Source organism: Cobetia marina (assembly GCF_001720485.1).
Taxonomy (GTDB): domain Bacteria; phylum Pseudomonadota; class Gammaproteobacteria; order Pseudomonadales; family Halomonadaceae; genus Cobetia; species Cobetia marina.
The window spans coordinates 1,516,353-1,537,188 of sequence record NZ_CP017114.1; the positions used below are offsets into that span (position 1 = coordinate 1,516,353).

Consider the following 20,836-nt stretch of genomic DNA (forward strand, 5'->3'; position numbering starts at 1 on the left):
ATCCCCGTCTTTCCTTCCATATCCTCAAGAGCCTCATCCTCAAGGGAGAGCCACTGCATGCCCCATCCGACGTCCCCACCATTGACGGAACGTGACGCTGAATTCTGCATCAATGCCGCAACGCGCACGCTCGAACGCTGGGCGATCGCCGTCACGCGTGGGGAAAAGGAAACGCTTCTCTCGCTGTATGCCGAGGACGCGATTCTGGTGCCGACGGTCGCCGATGATGTGCGTGAGAATCGCCAGCAGCGGCAGGCCTATTTCGATGGTTTTCTCGCCAATGAGGCGCTGGCCTGCGAGCTGGGTGAGTACTCGCCACGGGTCAGTCGCAAGCTGGGCACCGTGGTGATCGGCGGGCATTACACCTTCGAGTATCGCGTCGCTGACGAGACGGTCACGATTCCGGCCCGCTTTCTGTTCACCTTCGAGGAGATCCTCGGCGAGTGGAGGATCACCGGCCATCACTCCTCGCGACTGGCGGGATGATCCTGCGCTGACGGCGAGCCGTCCGCGCTGTGTTCATCACCTCTCCTGACACTCCCCCACACTTCGGCGGAACTCAGTGCCTGCCTCCCACCGGCGTGAGGAAGGCGGCACTGATGAGAGCCGCTCTGGATATCTGACGAATGACCGCAATACTCCCCGACGTTTCCCTGACCGAGCGCTCCCGTTCCCTGAGCCCCCTTCAGTGGGTGGGCATGCAGGGCATTGATCTGCCCGTGCTCATCGAGGAGGGCGATTACCGCCGTGAATTGCATGCCCGCGTGGATGCGCAGGTCGACCTGCCGATGCCGCACACCAAGGGCATTCACATGTCGCGCCTCTACCGTCTGCTGGATGGGCTGGCGGAGGGCAAGGCGCTGACCCCCGGCAGTCTGCGGAATGTGCTCGCTGCAATGGTCGAAAGTCATCATGACTGCGCCTCGCGCAATGCCCGCGTGAAGATGACGTTCGCACTGCTGGTGAAGCGTCCGGCGCTAGTCACGCCGGCACTCTACGGATGGAAGTCGTATCCCGTCACGCTGGAGGCCAGTCTGCACGAGGGCAGGTTCACGCTGCAGGCCAGTGTCACGGTTGGCTATTCCTCCACCTGTCCCTGCTCGGCGGCCCTGTCGCGTCAGCTGATCGAGCAGGCATTCCTGGAGGCTCACCGCCATGATGCAACGCTGACCCCAGAGCAGGTCGCCGAGTGGCTCACCCACCATGCCACCCTGGCCACGCCCCACAGCCAGCGCAGTGAAGCGATTGTCCGGGTCACCCTCAAGCCTGAGGCCGAGGATCTGGGACTGATCGCGCTGATCGATGCCATCGAGCAGGCCGTGGCGACGCCTGTCCAGACGGCCGTGAAACGCGCCGATGAGCAGGCGTTTGCCGCGCTCAATGGTCAGAATCTGATGTTCGTCGAGGACGCCGCGCGCCGCTTGATCAATGGCCTGGCGGTCTCACAGGGTGAGGCGCATGTCCATGTGCGGCATATCGAGAGCCTTCACCCCCATGATGCCGTGGCTTGGGGAGGCGGTGCGTAAGAAGCCCCCCTGCGCCATGGTGAGTGCCAGCTCATGGCCCCGCTGAAGAGACATCGAGGTTGATGTCCTGATCTGTCCAGGCCCTGCCGGCGATGCCGGTGGGGCCTTCGCGTCTGGAGCACCGCCATCAGGCATCATGTGGTTTGCAAAACAGGCCAGATGTTATGGTGTAGAGCGATATATTGCGTATTTGTCTAGACAAAGGTCTATTTCTGCGCCAATTGGATTGACCCTTGAGTCGGAAGGCGTCTAAGTTCTGCTCTATCTGGTATGGTTTGCAGTCCACTTGAGGAAGGCGGCTCTTGCGCGTGAAGCGCTCGAAGCTCCGTCGCCAGCACACGCTCACCGTCCTCAAGCGTCATGCCAGACGCGATACGTCCATACCCATAATCAGAACAATCAAAGGGATTCGACAATGAAGCGAGTCATGCTTGCCGCCACGCTGTTAGCCGCCGCCTTGGGTACCACGACCGCGCATGCCGAGAAGATCGTGTTTGCCATCGGGGGAAGTCCCAACAGTCTGCAGGGCCAGACCGCGCAGTACTTCGCCGATAGCCTGCAAGCCCGGCTCGGCGATGAGCATCAGGTCGAGTACTACCACAGTGGGCAGCTGGGGGATGAGCGCCAGCTGATCCAGAAGCTGCGCCTGGGTACGGTCGACCTGGCCGCGATTTCCTCGGTGATGTCGTCCGTGTCACCAAGCTTCGCCCTGTTCGACATGCCGTTCATGGTCAAGGACCGCGAGCACCTCAAGCGCATCGATGACGAGATCGTGATGACGGATCTGGCCGAGGATGCCAAGTCCAAGGGCCTCAAGCTGGTCTCCACCTGGAAGAACGGCTTCCGTCAGATCACCAACAACGAGCATCCGATCGTTGCGCCAGAAGACCTAGACGGGCTGAAGCTGCGTACCCCACAGAGCGAATGGCGGACCGGCATGTTCAACGCCTGGGGCGCCAACCCGACACCGATGGCCTTCTCGGAAGTCTTCGTGGCGCTGCAGACCGGGGTCGTCGATGGTCAGGAGAACCCGTTGTCCAACATCGATGGCGCCAAGTTCCAGGAGGTGCAGAAGTACCTGTCACTCTCCAATCATGTCTATTCGCCCATCTGGTTGACCAGCAGTCAGGCCGGCTGGAAGAAGATGCCCGAGGACGTGAAGGCAGCGATTGCCGAAGTCTCCGCCGAGACCCAGAGCTGGGCCTTCGCCAAGGGTGCGGAGCTTGATGACAAGCTGCTGGCAAGCCTCAAGGCGGGTGGCATGGCCGTCAACGAGGTGGACCGGGATGCCTTCGTCACTGCAAGTGCGCCGGTCTATCAGGCGTTCTCCGACAAGGTCGATGGCGGCCAGGCGCTGGTTGACCGGGCCATGGCACTGGCCAAGGAGTAAGTCATGAGCTCGCATTCCCATGCGGCCAAGGCAACCTTCCCCACCGAGAGTGGGGAAGGACTGACGCCCAAGGCTGACTTGACAGTGCTGGACAGAATCAACCGTGTGGTAGAACGCTGCCTTGAGGTATTTACCGTCAGCCTGCTGTTGTCGCTGACGGTGATCGTGCTGGCGGCAGTGGCCTTGCGTACCTTCGGTGGCTCCTTGCCGTGGTATGACGAGGTCGCCTCGATCAATCTGGCATGGCTCAGCTTCTATGGCGCTTGTCTCGCGGCCTTGAAGCGTTCGCACATGGGCTTTCCCGGCTTGATCACCAAGGCGCCCATCGCACTGCGCAGTACGCTGTTCATTACCTCTGAGCTAATCGTGATCGGATTCTTTGCCGTGGTGGGCTGGTTTGGGTATCAGGTGCTGGACGTGCTGGCCTGGGATGCCTTGATCGCCTTGCCGAGCATCGGCCTGGATGTCACCCAGTCGGTGATCCCGCTCAGTGCGGCACTCTTCATCGTGTGTGAGCTGCTGAGCCTGCCCCACGCATGGCGCAAGATGTGTGAAGGGGTCAACAGCGAAGAGGAAGAGATCGCGGAAGCCATCCGCCTGGCCGAGGAAGACCTCAAGGAGCACCGTTCATGACGCTACTGATCATTATCGCGGCCCTGTTCGCACTGGTGCTGATCAACGTGCCCATCGCGGTTGCCATCGGCACGGTGGGGGTCGTGGGGGTGGTGATCTTCATGGGCGTGGACGCGCTGGTGAACGTGCCGCTGACGCTCTTCAATGGCGCGACCAAGTTTCCGCTGATCGCGATTCCGCTGTTCATCCTCGCCGGTGCGCTGATGAACACGTCAGGCATCTCCATGCGGCTGATCAATCTCGTCACGGCGATGGTGGGGTTCGTGCGCGGTGGCCTGGCCATGGTCAATGTCGGGGTGTCACTGTTCTTTGCCGAGATTTCCGGCTCGGCTGTCGCGGACGTGGCAGCCACGGGGTCGGTGTTGATTCCCGAGATGAAGAAGCGCAAGTACACGCCAGAGTTCTCGGCGGCCATCACGTCATCCTCCGCGTCATTGGCGATCATCATTCCGCCGTCGCTGTCGATGATCCTGTATGGCGCCATCGCGGATACCTCCATCGTCAAACTGTTCGTGGCAGGGATCATTCCGGGCCTGTTGGGGGGATTCGGCCTGGCAGTGCTCTGCTACTACTATGCCCGCAAGTACGACATGCCGCGTGAGGCTGCCTTCTCGCTGTCGGCGCTTGGCAAGGCATTCCGGGAAGCCTTCTGGGCGCTGACGTTGCCGGTCATCATCCTGGGCGGAATCTTCGGCGGCTTCGTGACCGCCACGGAAGGAGCGGGCATCGCTGTGCTGGCGGCGCTGGTCATCGGGGGGCTGGTCTATCGCGAGTTGAATCTGCAGGTGCTGTATCGGGCGGTGATCGATGGCGTGATCCAGACTTCCGTCGTCATGCTGCTGGTCGCGACTTCAGCCGTCCTGGGGCTGTTCCTGACCGAGATGCAGCTGCCGCAGCAACTGGCGCAGGAAATCACCTCACTGACCACGGACCCGGTGGCGGTGCTGGCGTTGCTCAATATCCTGCTGCTGTTGCTGGGGATGTTCCTGCATGGTGCAGCGGCCATCATCCTGGTCGTGCCGATCGTGATGCCGCTGATCCAGCAGATCGGGATCGACCCGATCCACTTCGGCCTGATCCTGACGCTCAACCTCGCCATCGGTCAGCAGACACCCCCCGTCGCCTCGGTGCTGGCGACCTCCTGCTCGATTGCCAGAACGGACATGTGGGAAACCACCAAGGTCAATCTGCCGATGATCTTCGTGCTCTTCCTGGTGCTGATGCTGGTCACCTACGTGCCGGCGATTCCCATGAGCCTTGTCGAGCACTTCTATGGGTGAGTGTTTGATTGATAGGTAGAGAGGTAGGTAGATAAGTAGGGCAGTGATGGAGACTGCTCACCAGACACGCCAAGGCCGCCCTTTGAGGCGGCCTTGGCGTGTCTGAAGCCAGCAAGCGACCCCCGAGGTGCATGCCCCTCAGGCAATCCACGCTGCATCAGGCGGGGGATTTCACTTTTCCGGTCCAGCAACCGGCACGCCTTGTGCTATCTGGCGGGGGCCGGACACATGCTGTTCGGCACGGAGAATCCAGGTGACACCTCCAGGCATCAGCAGCATGCCCAATACTTCGTTGGTCAGGGGCCATTGCCATGCCAGCAGGTATCCGTAGAGCAACACACAGCAGGTCTCGAAGACGGTCATCTGCCCACCCACGGAGACCGGCAACCGCTGGGCGGAGGAGTTTCACAAGGCATTGGCAATCCACGAACCGCCCACCGACATGAAGACGACTGCGGAACCGAAAGCCCACCAGCGCTCTGATGACAGCACCAGCGGCAGTATTCGCGGCTGCAAGACGGCGACGCCTGCGCGCGGCAGCACCCTGACACCGTCAGCGTGCTGGCAATGCATGCCGCCATTCAGCGAGGCGCCGGTACCGGTCTGGCCTGGGATTTCATGGCGGGAGACGCCATCGCAAAGGGCGAGCTGGTGCGCGCCACAGACCATCGCGAGATCATTGGCCTGGCTGAGCATCTTGTCCACGGCCCTCATCGACCGTTACCGGCCTCCGCGCGACGGTTCAGGGATTGGCTGATCGCCAGGGGGGCAATATCAAGGCACTGGATGGTGGATACTGACAACCAAGGTCAGAATCAGAGCTCAAGACGCAAAGACGAATGACGGACATCGGATTAGTTGCCGAAGTGTCGTCGCAGTAGTGACGTATTCAGACATCATCGCTCCCTGGAGTTCTTGTCTCAGGGATGAGCTCAACAGATGAGGTGAATCTTCTGTAACAGAGAGTAATTTAACGTATCATTCCAGTGATCAGAAGTTATCTTTATCATGTGGACCCCTGCGTCGTCATGACACAGATAATATTGTGCGTGACGTCGTCGAGTCTGTAGACCTGCTTCATTTTGCCAACTATGTTGACAGATTCCGGGGAGGCTGACCCGATGATGGGCAAGCAGGGCCTTGCGATGGCTTGACTAATGGCAACCTCCTGTTTCACTACTCAAAAAGTGGGTGGCGTCTCCTCCTTTGAGCGGTCTTCATTGTGGTGGCAGGAAAGACTGTGTAAAATTTCGCGTCCAGAGTTCGTCATTCGATAACTCAGCTTGAAAGAGTCTATCTAGAGGAAGAGTCTATCTAGATCGCATAGAGACAAGACTCTTTGATATCCCCAAGATAAACCCCAGTGTGATAAAGACACCTTGGATAAGTAGAGTCATTATGCAACCTGTAAAGTGTTGGTATTCGATTGATGATCGTCTCGGAGCTCGTTGGCTGGCTTATATAGGCATCATATCGTTATTATTATATGCCGCTTTACAATTTGTCTTGCCAAACACTCAAGAAGTGATGGAACGAGTCTTGGCATTTTCGGGGCTTGTCGCATTCTGTGTATACGGTAAAGGCTTGCGCAAGGCCCCCCTCTTACTATTGCTGGGGTTTCTCTGCGTACAATTGTTTTCCTGGAGCCTGGGATTATGGCAGTACCCGCAATGGGCGATAGATGACCCAAGGCTCCAGGATCTGGCCAAATTGTTTATCTTCATCAGTGTGGCGTGGTGGTTGAACGGAAGTACACGAAATACTCTCATCGTGTGGGGACTGGCAGTCGGCGGGGTCTTGGTCACGACGCTATTTGCACCAGGTGACGACGGATGGCTCACCGGGTTTACTGGGGAAAGAGTGGGATTCGGAATCCGTAATAACCAGCATGCATCCATGTTGTTTGGGGTTTCGCTATTGGGTTTGCTCTGTTTTGCTCGTCGCTTTTGGAGCGACGGTAACGCGCGGTATTTGAGAATAGCGCTTTGGTGCCTGGCGATGGTGATGGTGGTGACTGGCATCGCCGTTGGTCAGACAAGAGCCGTCTGGCTCAGTGCAACGATTGCGAGTGGCATCGGTCTGATACTCTGGGTTATCAAGTCCGTACTGGAGGGTAGAACCAGACATTTGACAAAGTATCTCGTCACAATTTCATTATCCATAGTAATCGGGGCAGGGGTACTGGTCTCTACACTGGGAGACTCTCTCAATCATCGCTTCCATAAAGAGAGCAGTGTGATATCTCAGTTGGTAGATGGCGAAATCACGGAAGTTCCTTATACAAGCATCGGCATTCGTATCAATAGCTGGATCGCGGCGAGCCAGTGGATTGCGGAACGCCCGATGACAGGGTGGGGACCTGAAGGGCGTCAGTTGGTCATGTCGAAAACGACCTGGCTGCCAGATTGGGTACTGGCAAAATATGGCCACCTGCATAATTACTTCCTTGAAACCTGGGTCGAATATGGGATTGTTGGACTTGTCGCGATGTCTCTATTGGCATTCTGGATTGGCCGTGCCACCTGGCTCGCGTGGCGGGGTAATGCGATGCCTGATGACATTGCCTGCTTCGGCCTGATGTTCTTCATCTATTGGATGATAATCAGTAACTTTGAATCCTATAATTCATTCCCGACAGGCCTGTTTGTCCATAATCTGATTGTCGGTGGTTTGATCACGCATTATTGGCGTTGGCGTTTAAGTCACCAGACTGCGTAATCGAATCTGTAAAGAAGTATGAATAAAGCGTGTCAGAAAATTCTGGCGCGCTTTATTTTTGAATACAAGATTATTGAATGTCACCTAATATGAGCAAGAGGTGCCAGTAAGCTGAAAGGGGACGAGTGAGTCCATGCTTCTGATACGGTGCATCATTGAAATATTTATGAATAATGATCCGGGTCTCTGATTTGAGGTATCTCAAGCGGTCATCAGATAGACACGATCTGCTACGCATCACCATCTGGTGATATCCTCTAGACTTTCCTCCACTGTTGCATCGATAGATAAATACAGTGAGTGTTGGAGTAATGCAAATGAATAATTCAGTGAAAACATGAGCTGGGGAGTGGCATACGATGGAAGCGATCAATTACTGACCAAGCTAGAAGGCGGGAGGTTAAAGCCAGAAAAATATCTGAAGACTGAGACGCATTACTATCGTACTGAGAGCCGCTCTCATGATAAATAATTAACATGATCTGATGCTTGCGAGTCTGCTCTGTCCCATCCGGTGCCGGGTGCATTTCACAAGAACAGCACCGTTCCTGTCGATCCCTTGGTCGCGTCATGCCTACGATGGACACTAAGGTGATGATTATCCGATGTTTTCTTGATCTTGCACCTGCAGGAAGATGGGCTTCATTGCCCTGAATCTAGCCAAATATGACGAAAATATGTATAATCCATGAAGCTTTCAATAAAAAACCTCGCTATTTTATCCAACAGGGCACCGTGCTCTCACTACGGCGCCCTGTTTGTCGTCTGGCCTCAGGAATTGCCCCAAAATCCTGGGGCGGTAGCGTGCCTAAATAAACAGAGACCCGAGACGTTATGAAAGGCATCTTGCGCAAGATAGGTAAGCATAAGTTATTGCCAGTCGTATTTTCCGTTATTTCGCTTCTGGTTGGTAGTATGGTAACCGGTTCTGTCACTTCATTCACGATAGCCATATTTGCACTAGTATGCGGGTTGCAATTCCTGACGGGAAAATCAGCAAAGCTAGAGTATTATCTGTCTGGCTTGGAAGTCAAAGTGGCTTCCAATGAAAACTCTATTGGTAAATACGGGCAGAAAATCAATTTTGCTGCCTCACTTGTACCGTTATTGACAAGTCAATTGGGTTTATATGTACTCCCTATAGTACTACTATATATCGTGACTTCGCTGATTGTCGCATGGCCGGTCATCCTCAAATTATTCAATAGAAAAAAGATAAGAGCGTATGCCGTGAAGGTGCTTGAGACAAAGCGTCCGACCGTCGCCGTGTACGTAACTGGAATGAAGGGGGTCGCATATCAAATCAACCAATGGCTTCCTGTATTGGAAAAGCTGGATCAGCCAGTGATTATCATACTTCGTGAGGCTGATATTTTCTCAGGGATGCTGCCTACGGATATTCTTACAGTAACGGCTAGAACACAGATCGATCTTGAGGCCATATTGGGCGGGGCTACCTCCGTAAAGAAAGTATTATATCCCGCCAATACGATGAAAAATGTGCAAGCATTGCGTTATCACCACCTGGATCATATTTTCATTAATCATGGTGAGAGTGATAAAGCCGTTAACCAAAGCAAATTGCTGATGGCCTATGATTATCTGTTTGTGGCTGGCCCTCTCTCGGAAGAGCGTTTGAGAGCTGCAGGGCTTCCGCTGAGAGAAGGGCAGGTGTTACATGTTGGACGTCCTCAAGCGGAAATGGCGCTGAAATATCAAAAGGAGATAAATAGAATAAACACTATTCTGTATGCTCCTACTTGGGAAGGGCATGTCAAGAAAGTTGATTACAGCTCCATTGGAGAATTAGGTTACAAGTTATGTAAAGAAATTATAGAGCATGATAGTTTTTCACTAATATTCAAGCCTCATCCTTATACTGGTAGTATAAGCAGTACTCATAAGTATTGGTTAAGCAAGATCCTGAAGTTGTGCGAAGATCATGGTGTTGAAGTGCTGGATGAAAATAACTCACTGCATTGCGCAATGAACTCAAGCGATATATTGGTGTGTGATATTTCAAGCGTATTGAATGAATATCTTGTTACAGGGAAACCTATCATTCTTTGTAATACCCAATCACTTGATTTTGAACAATTGCATTCAGAGTATCCTTCTGCTGCGGCAGCTAGCCTTGTCAATGTAGAAAGTAATATTGTAGATGTCATACAACTGATTGAAAGAGAAGATCCACTCCAAGCATCAAGACAGAGGTTGAGAGTTTCTTCCTTGGGTGATCGGATAGATGATCCTTTGAGTATGTTCAAGTCACTACTATAGTATGGATGTTGTCGCATGAATTTTTTCACTCATTTCAAGATAATGCTTGCAACATGGTCGTTAATAAATAAAGAGTCTCCTTACTTTATCGGTGGTGCATTCTTTTTAGCAACATCCAGGCTGTTTCAACTGGCTGCTTTTTTCCTACCATTGAAGATACTTATCTTGGTCTCATCGGATGTTAAGCCAAGCTACATGCAAATATTACCATTTGACTTTGGTTTGAACGAAGCTGTTGTAATTTTTTCCTGCCTTGTTCCTATTGTCTATATCATGTATATAGTATGTGGGGTAATAAGTCGAAGAAGCCTCGACTATAGTCAATCTATCTTCATTGAAAATAGTGCTATTCCATCCAAAGATAAAAAAGCTAACAAGCTTAAAAAGATGCATGGACACATCGGAAAAGCAGCATCTGAATTCATTTTAATTTCGTTATCCATGTTGCTGGTGTTAATGGTAAGTATCTCTACTGCATTAATATTGCTATTAATGATGATAATCACGATAGCTGCTATGTTCAAGATAGCGATATTCATGAAAGATACTGACAGGACTCATTACTTCAAGTTGCATCGGAAGCAATGTATAGAATATGCTACTTCTGCAAATTTTATATTGGTATTTGTTGTCATCCTGACTCAGGTGATGTACTTGGGGATGGGAGTAATCGTAGCAATTTACGTATTACTGATATCACGAATGCTATTCCAAGCACTTCAGCGTTACTGTATAGAGTTGATGTATATCGATGTTGATTTATTAGGTTCAAATATGAGATGAATAATTCATATCGTCGATTATATCTCGACTAAACTAAATCAAAAAACGCAAGTGGTTAAGCCGAATTGTGCCACCATCTTTTATAAGATGGCAACGTCATTTCTAGCGTCAAGTTTCACATACTGGAATAAGTAATGAACCAGGTATCGTATACTGTATCCTCTCCCGCTTCTGCAATGGATGATATTGAAGACATTATTGTTGCGACCTATGACAGTAATGTTTTGGTCATAAGTGATCGAACTCACTCAAGGTTTATATCCTTGAATATAGATAAACTGTTGGGGGTTGATAAGATAGCATTCAAGGTTCGACTGAAGCAAAATGAGATGAATAAGATATTATTGGTACAGGAGCTGCCTGCTACTGATGAGATCTTGATCGTTTATTCTAACAAGCACTCATTGAGTTGCCTGAGAAAAGCCAATAAAGGTAATCACCCATTAAAGCAGTTTGTGAAGGTCAAGTTTAAGATTCTAAATCTATATGTAAGTAAGAATAAGGTTGCGTTGACTTACGTTGCATTTATTTCAAATCCATACAATTTGAATATTTCGAATACAAGAATCTATCTTGACGATAATAATGTACTTCCTGTGGAGATTCCGGTTGGGAAGTCATTTGTAAAATCCAAGCTTAAATTGTTGAGTTTGGTGAAGATAGCCAAGTTTGGAATGCCAAGTTTATTGAAAGGTGGAGAGCCACCTATCAATAGCCAAGTTAAAATGGCACTCGATATTGACGGTGACACTGCAGTCTATCCTTCACAGACCCTAAAGATACATAAACAAAAAAACAGAAGATTGTACAGTGTGCCTGTTTCAACATGCTACACTGAAAATTTTGCAGTTCACTTTAGACGTACTTATAATGGGACACCGACCCTGGTAAGACGCCAAAAAAATGCAATTGAGGATGATTTCAAATTCAGGTTATTCGAATCGAGACCAATTAGCTTCTTGCTGTATCATATGGGCAGATTTTCCAGGTCCATTAGTGATGTGAATCATAATATCTACTTTGAGAAATATGCTTGTAAAGCAGAGGAGGGTGCTTATAATCTTTTCTGCAAAACAACAAACAGTAAAAATTCTAAGAATTACTATGTCATTGACGAAGAGTCAGATGATTATGCTGATATCAAACATAATGACAAGGTATTGAAGAAGTATTCTTATAGCTATTACTGGCACTTGTTTAGAGCAAATTATTTTATCTCTACTGAAGCTCCAGCTCACGTAAATTTATTGAGAAGTAATAACAAGTATGTAAGAAGAAAGTTGATAACAACACCGTTTGTCTTCTTGCAGCATGGAATTACATATTTGAAGAACCACGATAGAAAGGGGGTTTACGCGAAAAATAGAGAAGCAGAGCCAGCTTATATGGTAGTGAGTAGTGAAAAAGAAAAAAAAGTCGTCTCAGAAATGTTGCGCCTTCCTGAAGATAGATTATTGAATGTTGGTATGCCTGCATTTGATGATGTTGAGTATTCAAGTATCAACGATCTTACTGATGATGTTTTGACTATCATGTTGACTTGGAAACCATATGAAGAGCATTTGAATGATTTCACGGCGACAAGTTATTACCGTAATACTGTTGCAGTCGCTCATCTGCTAAAAGCAAAGTTACCTGCACTCAATATTCGAGTAGTTGCTCATCCGAAAGTATATGATGCTTTATGTCGCACAGATTTAAAGGATCAGCTATGGGTGGGTAAAATTTCTGATGCCCTGAAAGATACTAAGCTACTAATCACTGACTATTCTTCAGTCTGCTATAATTCATTTTACCGCGGCGCAGGTGTAATTTTCTTTCAACCAGATATTGTAGATTATGAACGCGAAACAGGCCCTTTGGTACCGCAGGAACATGAATATATCGGTTATAGAAGTTATTCTATTGAGGGGCTTAATGAAATTATCGATAGTGCGATATCTAACAATAAAATAAACCTTTCCTATGTACGAACTACTGAGCACGAGTTTAGATATAAAGAGATCAATCAGTTTAGCGATGGCAACAATATCGATAGGCTGTTTAGTGCCCTTACTTCACTCAAGATTATTTGATATCAAGCAGATGTGATAAGGGTGAATGGATATTAGCTTCCACCTTGATAATGCCTGAATAGGGTTAAGCTATGATGAGGTTATATTAGATGAAGCATAACCCAATAGATATTTCACATGAGAGTGTGAAAACGGTTATTACCTATGGCACGTTTGATATGTTCCATATCGGGCATCTCAATCTCCTGAAGCGTCTCAGTGAGAGAGGTGATCGTCTGATAGTCGGTGTGTCAACTGATGAGTTCAACTTGCTGAAAGGCAAGAAGACACTGATTCCCTACGATCAGCGTGCCAAGATCGTGGAAGCGATCGATTGTGTAGATCTCGTGATTCCTGAAAACGACTGGGAGCAAAAAGTACGCGACGTCAAGGAATATAATGTCGATACTTTCGCAATAGGGGAAGATTGGAAAGGGGAGTTCGACTTTCTGCAGGAATATTGTGAAGTGCTGTATATGGAGCGCACCAAGGATATATCCACGACGGATCTGAAACGCTCACTGAAGCGGTTCTTGTCAATTCCTCATGAAGATCTCATCAAGGCTTTCGAAGTCTTGGAATTGCTCCGTAGAGATCTTGAATAATGATGATGTTACAAACGCTATGAAAGTTCAAAATCGCGTCTTGAGTGGCTATACCATGTATACCACTGAATTGGTACGCCTGGTCGATTTCTGTATTATCTTTCTGGCAGGGTTCAGTGCACACTGGTTCCATTTTGGGGGACTGGATGTTTCCGAGAGATATGGTTGGGGCATGTTGCTGGGGGGGATATTAGCTCTTCTGGTACTGCCGCATTTCAATATCTATCGTTCCTGGAGAGGACAAGTCCGCTTCCGCCTGGTATTCCAGATCATGGCCGGATACATGATGTTGGGAGGGCTGTTGGCGCTGGTCATGTTCATGACCAAGACAGGTGACAAGTTCTCCCGGCTGTGGGTTGGCTATTGGATGGTAAGTGCTACGACATACTCCATCCTGATTCGTGCGATTGCTTATCCTGTTCTCAACCATCTGCGAGCCAAGGGCAAGAACCGCAAAAGCGTCCTCTTGATTGGTGATGCCTTGACCTGTGTTGGTGCAGTGCGTCAGCTGGCCAAGATCCCGACAGCAGGCTTTGATGTAGAACGAGTCATCTTGACTGGGGGGATTGAGCATTGGGGGTGGAGCGCAATTGAGCCAGAGCGCTACCAGCCTGACCAACAGATCGTCCATCAGGAGCAGGAAGTCTGGATCTGTCTCCCATTGACGCAAGGTAACCTGGTTCGTGATATCCAGTCAGAGTTGAGCCTGACGACCTGCAATGTGCGTTACATGCCCGATATGCGTGATTTTCGCCTTATCAACCATGATGTATCAGATGTTGCCGGTCTGTTCATGCTTGATCTGAGTTGCAGTCGCATGTCGCTGGGGGCAAAGCTTCTCAAGTGGATCGAGGATCGCCTGCTGTCATTGATCATCGTGATTCTGCTGTCACCTTTATTGGCGCTTATCGCGCTATTGGTGAAATGTACCTCTGCGGGCCCGGTGTTCTATACCCAGGAAAGGGTCGGGTTGAACGGAAAGCCCTTCAAGATGCTGAAATTCCGCTCGATGCCAGTCGACAGTGAAAAGGGTGGGGTGCAGTGGGGAAATGCCCAGGCGAAACGAACTACCCTTGTGGGCAGGTTCCTTCGCAAGACCAGCCTGGATGAGTTGCCGCAGTTCCTCAACGTGCTCAAAGGTGACATGTCAATCGTGGGGCCGCGTCCGGAACGCACGATCTTCGTCGAAAAACTTCGTCACGAAATTCCTGGTTATATGCAAAAGCACATGGTCAAGGCCGGTATCACGGGCTGGGCACAGATCAATGGTTGGCGAGGCGATACGGACCTGGCCAAGCGAATTGAATGCGACCTGTGGTATGTAGAGCATTGGTCATTATGGCTGGACTTACGTATCATCATGCTGACTCTCTTCAAGGGTTTGATCCATAAACATGCGTACTGACACATTGGTGAAAGTGAAATGAATATCGAAGTCGAAAAATCCTATCGGCTTCTACGGTTTTTGAATAAACCACGCCACCCATTACTTCGTTATCCTTTGGCCTTGTTATCCGGCATTGGTGTGTGGATGTTGGGTGCGCCTCTGGCCGTAGCGGCAGACAGTATCAAGCTCGCATCGCGAAGCAATGGACTGAAAATCGTCGTGCGGCGAGGCATCTGGTTTGCGCATACCGGGTGGCTGCCAGTGTCGACCAGGTCTGATTTCTTTTTCGATATTTCTGAAGAAATGTCTACCAAGGCGGCCGACTGCCTCATTGCCTGGTTGGCTGACAACCAGCGCATCACTGACTTTGAGCGCCATATCTGGCAGGCTGATCTGCATGGTGGGAAGCTGGAAAAAGCCGATTTCTCAGAGTGTGATAATGATCGTGATACGTCTACCAGCAGTCTGGTCATCTCTCCGCAAGACTCACTCTGGCAATATGACAAATCCTTCTGCGCCAGCGTCAATCATGCATTGTCGATCATCAGCGCTGACTTGGACAATCCGACAGCAGCGCCTGTCGTGGCGCATAAGTTCCAGAAGTCAGCGCAGTCGTTTGACAAGAATGATGCCTATCGCACGATCAAGGATTGCGATAGTTTGATGGGTAGCCTTGAGTGGCCCTGGTATGTCATCAGTGGCACGCTTCTTGGAGCCGTGAGAGAACAGGATTTCCTGGGACATGACTACGATATTGATATCGGTGTCGACGCCAAGGACTTCGATATCAAGCAACTTCGAGATGCTGTTGCTGGATCCGACAATACCTGGTTCATAAAGTCAGAAAGTTATTGTACTTTCCGGGAAGTCGTATCCGAGCGTGCCGTGCGATATTCCAGATTGACTCAGCCGATACTTGTCAAACTCGTGCACCATACCGGCCTTGTCGCTGACCTTTTTGTTCATGTGCAAGAGGGGAGCGTCGTCTGGCATGGCTCCGCTATCCACCGGTGGGACAACTCGGAGTTTTCGTTGACTGACTACACCTTGGGCAGTCAGGTAGTCAAAGGTGCTGCAGATGCAGATCGTTACTTGACTGAGAACTATGGCGATTGGCGTACCCCCGTGACGCGTTTCGATTGTAGTATTGATCCTCCCAATATCCGTTATTCTCGAACTGCGCGTTCAATCACGTACTTGAGCAAGGTCATTTATCGCTATCTGCTTGACGGTGATGTCGAGAAGGCACGTCAATACCTTTCTGCACTGGAAAGCGATGGGATGATCCTCAAGCAAGACGGTGTCTATCGTTATTGTTAGAGGATCGCGAAGATTCGGCTTCTCGCATCGTGGGAAGGCTGACGGTATCAAGGATATGAATGACAGAAGCCCGCCAAATTGGCGGGCTTTTTTGTTTGTCATCGCATGACCTCCCGCTCCCCACTCACCAGTCGGCTAATGCCTTCTGCTGGAGCATGCTTGAGCTCCGGCGGGAGCAGGGCATCCGGCAGGTCCTGATAGCAGACCGGACGCAGGAAGCGGTGAATGGCGGCGGTGCCGACCGAGGTGGTGCGGCTGTCGGAGGTGGCCGGCCAGGGGCCGCCGTGCACCATGGCGTCACAGACTTCGACCCCTGTCGGCCAGCCATTGACGAGGATGCGGCCTGCACGACGCTCCAGCACTGGTAGCAAGTGGCAGGCCGCGGTGTGATCTGCCTCATCGAGATGCAGCGTGGCGGTCAGCTGGCCTTCGAGTGCACTGCAGACCTGCTTGAGCTGAGCGAGATCCACGCATTCGATGATCAGCGAACTTGAGCCGAAGACTTCCGCCTGCATGGCCTCATTGGCAAGAAAGTCACTCGCCTGGGTGCTGAACAGCTGTGTCTGACACGGGCTGGCGATGGGGGAGTCGCTTTCACCGCTGGCCAGACAGGTGATGCCTGGCTGTTCGGACAGGCTCGCGACGCCTTGGGCATAGGCCTTGTGGATGCCGGGTGTCAGCATGGTCTGCACCGGGCTTGCCTGGATGGCAGGGATGGCCGCCTGCTTGAAGCGTTCCAGCGCTGCGCCTTTCACTGCCAATACCAGGCCCGGGTTGGTGCAGAACTGCCCGGCGCCCATGTTGAGCGAGCCGACGAAGGCCTCGCCCAGCAATTCGGCGCGGGCTTCCAGGGCCGCTGGCATCAGGATGACCGGGTTGATGCTGCTCATTTCGGCGTAGACTGGAATCGGCTGCGGACGCGATTGGGCAAGCGTCAGCAGGGCGGTGCCCCCACTGCGCGAGCCGGTAAAGCCGACCGCCTGGATCTCGGGATGCTTGACCAGTGCCTGACCGACCTCATTGCCGGGGCCGAACAGCAACGAGAAGACGCCTTCCGGCATCTGACAACGCTGGGCGGCGCGAGCGACGGCCTGACCGACCAGTTCCGAGGTACCCGGGTGGGCCGAGTGTCCCTTGACCACGACCGGACAGCCTGCAGCCAGTGCGGAGGCGGTATCGCCGCCGGCCACCGAGAAGGCCAGCGGGAAGTTGCTGGCACCGAAGACGGCGACCGGGCCAAGCGGGATCTGACGCTGGCGAAGGTCTGCCCGCGGCAGGGGAGTGCGCTCCGGCAGTGCAGGATCGACGCGCACATCCTGCCACTCACCGCGACGCAGCACCTTGGCAAAGAGCTTGAGCTGGCCACAGGTGCGACCGCGTTCACCGTTAAGGCGTGCCTCAGGCAGGCCGGTTTCCTGCATTCCGCGCTGGGTCAGGGTATCGCCGAGTGCCTCGATCTCCTCAGCGATGGTCTCGAGGAAGATGGCTCTTTCTTCTGGCGTCGTGGCGCGATAGGCATCAAAGGCCTGGCCGGCCAGTCGGCAGGCGTCTTCCACATCCCCTGCATTGGCCCCCGGGTAGCCGGGTGCCAGGCGCTCTGCGGTGGCCGGATTGATGGCGTGGATCGCCTCGCCCTTGGCGGCGAAGCTGCGCTGTCCGATGAGCTGATGGCCGTTGAGTGTCATGGTGCCTCCTGTCTGGCATGTTGGGTGGGTCTGGCATCGTGGGTGATAGCGGCAATCGGCAGCCGATACCAGTGAATGGCGTTGTCGTGCAGAACCTGGTCGAACGCGATCTGGCGTTGGTCGTGAGACGCCGTCTGCGCAATGGCACCGGTCACCAGTGATAGCCAGTCGCCATAGCTGACCTTGAGGCCGGAGACCGGGAAGTTGCTGGCGAACAGGCAGCGACGGGGGCCGAAGACGTCCAGTACCTCGCAGAGCAGCTCGTGATTGGCGCTGGTATCCCAGGCATGCCAGGGCGTGCCCAGTTCCGAGAGCTTGACGGCGACATTCGGGTTCTCAGAAAGCGCCCGCATGCCTGCGCGCCACTGGGCGAGGCCTTCCGGCGTGCGATCCCACGGCAGGCCGCTGTGATTGAGCATGACGCGCAAGCCGGGGTAGTCCTGAAGCGTCGTGGCCGCCTCTTCGAGATGCCAGGCGGGCACGCGCAGGTCCCAGCTCAGGTCACGCGCTTTGAGCAGCGCCAGTCCCTCGCACCAGCGTGGGTCCTGCAGACTGCCGCTGGTTCCCGTTACCGACTGGCGGGTCTGAGGTGTGGCGGCGGTGACCGGCTTGGCACGCACGCCACGAAACAGCGCTGAGTCACATTGCGCGTCCAGCTGTTCGGCGCACGCCTCAGTGCCGAAGGCCGCCCAGCCGACATGCGCACTCGGCAGGCCATGAATGGCTGCTTGCTCGGTAATCCATCGCGTCTCTTTCTCAGCCTGTGGGCGTGACGCTTCGGCTTCGCAATGCACGCTGCCTACCAGTTCGAAGCCCTCAGGCACCAGACGCTTGAGATCCGCGACCTGAAAGGGCTGGCGGATCGCGGCGTAATCGCCGAGAAAGAAGTTCTCCACCGGCGAGTCTTCCAGCCAGGGATACGCCACCTGGCCATCCAGCGCCCAGAGATGGTGGTGCGCATCGATCAGTGGCTGGCTTTGTGAAGGTTCGCGCTGTATTGGGGTATCCGTCATGACTGGCTCGTGTCCTGGCAAGAAGTATCAAGTGCCCACTGACTCAGTGGTCACGCACCAACAAGCAAGACACGTCCGGCTCGGCGCGCGTCGCGAAGCTTCGGCGTACCTGACCGCTCTCCAGATCCAGCACCGCGATGCGATCCCCCTTGAGCGAGACGAAGGCCTGCTCGCCATCCGGATGAAAGCTCATCGCGATGGGAACCGCCTCAAGCTGGATGGTGCCCAGCGGTGCCAGCGTTTCATCGAACAATGACAGCGAGCTTTCGCCGTAGTTGGTGGTGATCAGGCGGCCCCTGGGGTCACGGTAGATGCGATTGGGGTCACGTCCCGTGGTCGCCGAGGCGCGCACGGTCATCGATTCGGTATCCACCGCCACGATGCTGTCGTCATCGCGATTGCTGATGAACAGGGTGCGGCCATCGGCGGACAGGCTGTTGCCTTCCGGCTTGCGGCCCGGAATCATCGCGATGGGCGCGAAGGTGGCATCGTGCGGCTTGAACTTGGTGATGGTGTTGCTGAGCAGGTTGATGCCGTAGGCCCAGTCGCCTGCCTTGGTGAGCGCGAACAGGTGAGTCTTGTAGCCCCCGGAGGACACGGCCAGGTCTGGCGTGGTCTGGGTCAGGGGCGTGTTGAACAGCAAGAGGGTGTTGTGGCCCTCGCTCATCGCATACAGACGATCCTGCTCATCGATGCCCAGCCCATGGATGCGGTAGTACGGCCAGGTGCTGAGCGTGTTGACCAGCGTGAAGGTCTCGAGATCGACCACGAACACCGAGCAGCCGCCCTGATCGCCGATGCAGTCGGCGCCGAGGATGCCGTAGTGGCCCACGAAGGCGTAGCGGCCGGTGGAATCCACCACGAACTCATGCGGGTAGTCCGGCAGGCGCAGATGGTTGAGCTCCTCGCCGCTGGTGGCATCGTAAAGGCTCAGGGTGTGCGCGCATTTCTGGTTGAGCAGCAGAACATCTCGGGACATGACATTTCTCCAATCAGCGAGGGCCTGTTTGTCAGGGCCTGTTTGTCAGGGCCTGGATATCAGGCTCTGGTTATCAAGGGCCTGTGCCCTCGCTGGAGTGACAGATAGGGAAAACGAAAAAGCGCTTGTGCGTTACTGAGTCACGGCGGCCGTGGTCTTCTGCGTGCCTTGCGGCTGGGCGTTGGTCGCGACATCGGCACCGGCCTGACTGGCGACCTGAATGGCATCGATCCAGTCACGGCCATTGGCGGCGATATAGCTGTCCCAGGTGGGTAGCACGACCTGCTGGAAGGCGGCGGTATCGACGTCGGTCTCGATCTTCATGCCCTTGGCGGCCAGTTCAGTGAGAATCTTCTGCTCGTTCTTCGCGTTCAGTTCGCGCTGATAATCACCGGCCTCGCGTGCTGCGTTCACCAGCACCTGTTGATACTCCGGTGACAGGTTCTCGAAGGTGTCGTCGTTCATCACCATCAACAGCGAGGTGTAGGCCTGGTTGGTCAGTGACAGGTAGTCCTGCACTTCGTAGAAACCCGCCGACCAGACGATGCTGATCGGGTGGTCCTGCGCATCGACCGTGCCCGTCTCCATCGCGGTGTAGAGCTCACCCAGCGGCATCGGTACCGGGTTCGCGCCGAGCAGGGAGAAGGCCTCGATCAGAGACTTGTTGGAGTTGGTGCGCATCACCAGGCCATCGACATCGGCGGGAGTCTTGATCGGATGTTTCGAGTTGGTCATCGCGCGGAAGCCGACCTCCCAGAAGGCCAGGCCCTTGAGGTTGTCCTGCTTGAGCAGTGCCAGGGCATCGTCGCCGACCTTGCCGTCCAGCACCTGATAGGCCGTCTTGCGGTCCGGGAAGATGTAGGGCAGATCGAAGGCGCCCAGCGCCGGCTGCAGGCCCGCGAAGTTGGGGTTGCCGGACAGCTCGATATCGATGGTGCCGCTGCGCACGCCGGCGATCATCTGCTGGTCACCGCCGAGCACGCCGTTGCCGAAGATGTTGACGGTGATCTCGCCATCCGTGCCTTCCTTGACCAGCTCGGCGAAGCGCTCGGCCGCCTGTTGCTGGGTATCGGTGGTCGGGGCCGCGTGGGCCAGCTTGAGCACGGTGGCTGCATGCGCGGCGCTCATTGGCGCAAGGAGAAGCAGACTGGCGAGGGAGGTCTTGAGCATTGGCGTCATGGAA

19 protein-coding genes are annotated in these 20,836 nt (G+C 53.4%); 13 read left to right on the forward strand and 6 right to left on the reverse strand.

Features of this window, described 5'->3' with window-relative positions:
- Positions 1-57: 57 nt before the first annotated feature.
- From BFX80_RS06545 to BFX80_RS06565, 5 genes are all read left to right on the forward strand, one after another.
- Complete coding sequence (locus BFX80_RS06545; RefSeq protein WP_084208287.1) at positions 58-486, forward strand: DUF4440 domain-containing protein; 429 nt, start codon at positions 58-60, stop codon at positions 484-486.
- A 140-nt stretch (positions 487-626) separates the two neighbouring features.
- On the forward strand, positions 627-1,526 hold the full coding sequence (gene folE2 / locus BFX80_RS06550) for a GTP cyclohydrolase FolE2 (RefSeq protein ID WP_084208288.1): 900 nt from the start codon (positions 627-629) through the stop codon (positions 1,524-1,526).
- A 415-nt stretch (positions 1,527-1,941) separates the two neighbouring features.
- Positions 1,942-2,916: a TRAP transporter substrate-binding protein gene (locus BFX80_RS06555; RefSeq protein ID WP_084208289.1), complete on the forward strand. Its 975-nt coding sequence runs from the start codon at positions 1,942-1,944 to the stop codon at positions 2,914-2,916.
- A gap of 3 nt (positions 2,917-2,919) precedes the next feature.
- Positions 2,920-3,549, forward strand: a complete 630-nt coding sequence (locus BFX80_RS06560) for a TRAP transporter small permease (protein WP_084208290.1) — start codon at positions 2,920-2,922, stop codon at positions 3,547-3,549.
- Positions 3,546-4,829, forward strand: a complete 1,284-nt coding sequence (locus tag BFX80_RS06565; protein WP_084208291.1) for a TRAP transporter large permease — start codon at positions 3,546-3,548, stop codon at positions 4,827-4,829. The genes BFX80_RS06560 and BFX80_RS06565 overlap by 4 nt, the downstream gene beginning before the upstream one ends.
- Positions 4,830-5,000: 171 nt before the next feature.
- Here BFX80_RS06565 and BFX80_RS17780 read toward each other — a convergent pair whose 3' ends face one another.
- Positions 5,001-5,192, reverse strand: coding sequence for a hypothetical protein (locus tag BFX80_RS17780; RefSeq protein WP_127734898.1), 192 nt, complete (start codon positions 5,190-5,192; stop codon positions 5,001-5,003).
- 42 nt (positions 5,193-5,234) lie between these two features.
- Positions 5,235-5,534, reverse strand: coding sequence for a hypothetical protein (locus BFX80_RS18105; protein ID WP_240499690.1), 300 nt, complete (start codon positions 5,532-5,534; stop codon positions 5,235-5,237).
- On the opposite strand from BFX80_RS18105, the gene BFX80_RS18280 reads away from it, so the two are divergent.
- The 8 genes from BFX80_RS18280 (at position 5,433) to BFX80_RS06605 (ending at position 15,976) form a co-directional block, all read left to right on the forward strand.
- On the forward strand, positions 5,433-5,672 hold the full coding sequence (locus tag BFX80_RS18280) for a type 2 periplasmic-binding domain-containing protein (RefSeq protein ID WP_394327515.1): 240 nt from the start codon (positions 5,433-5,435) through the stop codon (positions 5,670-5,672). The genes BFX80_RS18105 and BFX80_RS18280 overlap by 102 nt on opposite strands.
- 555 nt (positions 5,673-6,227) lie before the next feature.
- Positions 6,228-7,547, forward strand: coding sequence for an O-antigen ligase family protein (locus BFX80_RS06575; RefSeq protein WP_084208293.1), 1,320 nt, complete (start codon positions 6,228-6,230; stop codon positions 7,545-7,547).
- Positions 7,548-8,381: 834 nt separating this feature from the next.
- The gene (locus BFX80_RS06580; protein WP_084208294.1) at positions 8,382-9,827 is read left to right on the forward strand and encodes a CDP-glycerol glycerophosphotransferase family protein; all 1,446 of its coding nucleotides are present in this window, start codon (positions 8,382-8,384) and stop codon (positions 9,825-9,827) included.
- Positions 9,828-9,842: 15 nt separating this feature from the next.
- The gene (locus BFX80_RS06585; RefSeq protein ID WP_084208295.1) at positions 9,843-10,610 is read left to right on the forward strand and encodes a hypothetical protein; all 768 of its coding nucleotides are present in this window, start codon (positions 9,843-9,845) and stop codon (positions 10,608-10,610) included.
- Positions 10,611-10,744: 134 nt separating this feature from the next.
- A complete protein-coding gene (locus BFX80_RS06590; protein WP_084208296.1) occupies positions 10,745-12,685 on the forward strand; it encodes a CDP-glycerol glycerophosphotransferase family protein in 1,941 nt (646 codons plus the stop codon).
- A gap of 89 nt (positions 12,686-12,774) precedes the next feature.
- On the forward strand, positions 12,775-13,269 hold the full coding sequence (locus BFX80_RS06595; protein ID WP_084208297.1) for an adenylyltransferase/cytidyltransferase family protein: 495 nt from the start codon (positions 12,775-12,777) through the stop codon (positions 13,267-13,269).
- 55 nt (positions 13,270-13,324) lie between these two features.
- Complete coding sequence (locus BFX80_RS06600; protein ID WP_127734907.1) at positions 13,325-14,674, forward strand: undecaprenyl-phosphate glucose phosphotransferase; 1,350 nt, start codon at positions 13,325-13,327, stop codon at positions 14,672-14,674.
- Positions 14,675-14,692: 18 nt separating this feature from the next.
- Positions 14,693-15,976 (forward strand): hypothetical protein, encoded by a 1,284-nt coding sequence (locus BFX80_RS06605; protein WP_084208299.1) that lies wholly within the window; start codon positions 14,693-14,695, stop codon positions 15,974-15,976.
- Between the two features lie 98 nt (positions 15,977-16,074).
- On the opposite strand, the gene BFX80_RS06610 is transcribed toward BFX80_RS06605, so the two are convergent.
- From BFX80_RS06610 to BFX80_RS06625, 4 genes are all read right to left on the reverse strand, one after another.
- Complete coding sequence (locus tag BFX80_RS06610) at positions 16,075-17,661, reverse strand: aldehyde dehydrogenase (NADP(+)) (protein WP_084208300.1); 1,587 nt, start codon at positions 17,659-17,661, stop codon at positions 16,075-16,077.
- The gene (locus BFX80_RS06615) at positions 17,658-18,674 is read right to left on the reverse strand and encodes an amidohydrolase family protein (protein WP_084208301.1); all 1,017 of its coding nucleotides are present in this window, start codon (positions 18,672-18,674) and stop codon (positions 17,658-17,660) included. The genes BFX80_RS06610 and BFX80_RS06615 overlap by 4 nt, the downstream gene beginning before the upstream one ends.
- A 43-nt stretch (positions 18,675-18,717) precedes the next feature.
- Positions 18,718-19,653: a YncE family protein gene (locus BFX80_RS06620; protein WP_084208302.1), complete on the reverse strand. Its 936-nt coding sequence runs from the start codon at positions 19,651-19,653 to the stop codon at positions 18,718-18,720.
- A 132-nt stretch (positions 19,654-19,785) separates the two neighbouring features.
- Complete coding sequence (locus BFX80_RS06625; RefSeq protein WP_157109443.1) at positions 19,786-20,832, reverse strand: DctP family TRAP transporter solute-binding subunit; 1,047 nt, start codon at positions 20,830-20,832, stop codon at positions 19,786-19,788.
- Positions 20,833-20,836: the final 4 nt, after the last annotated feature.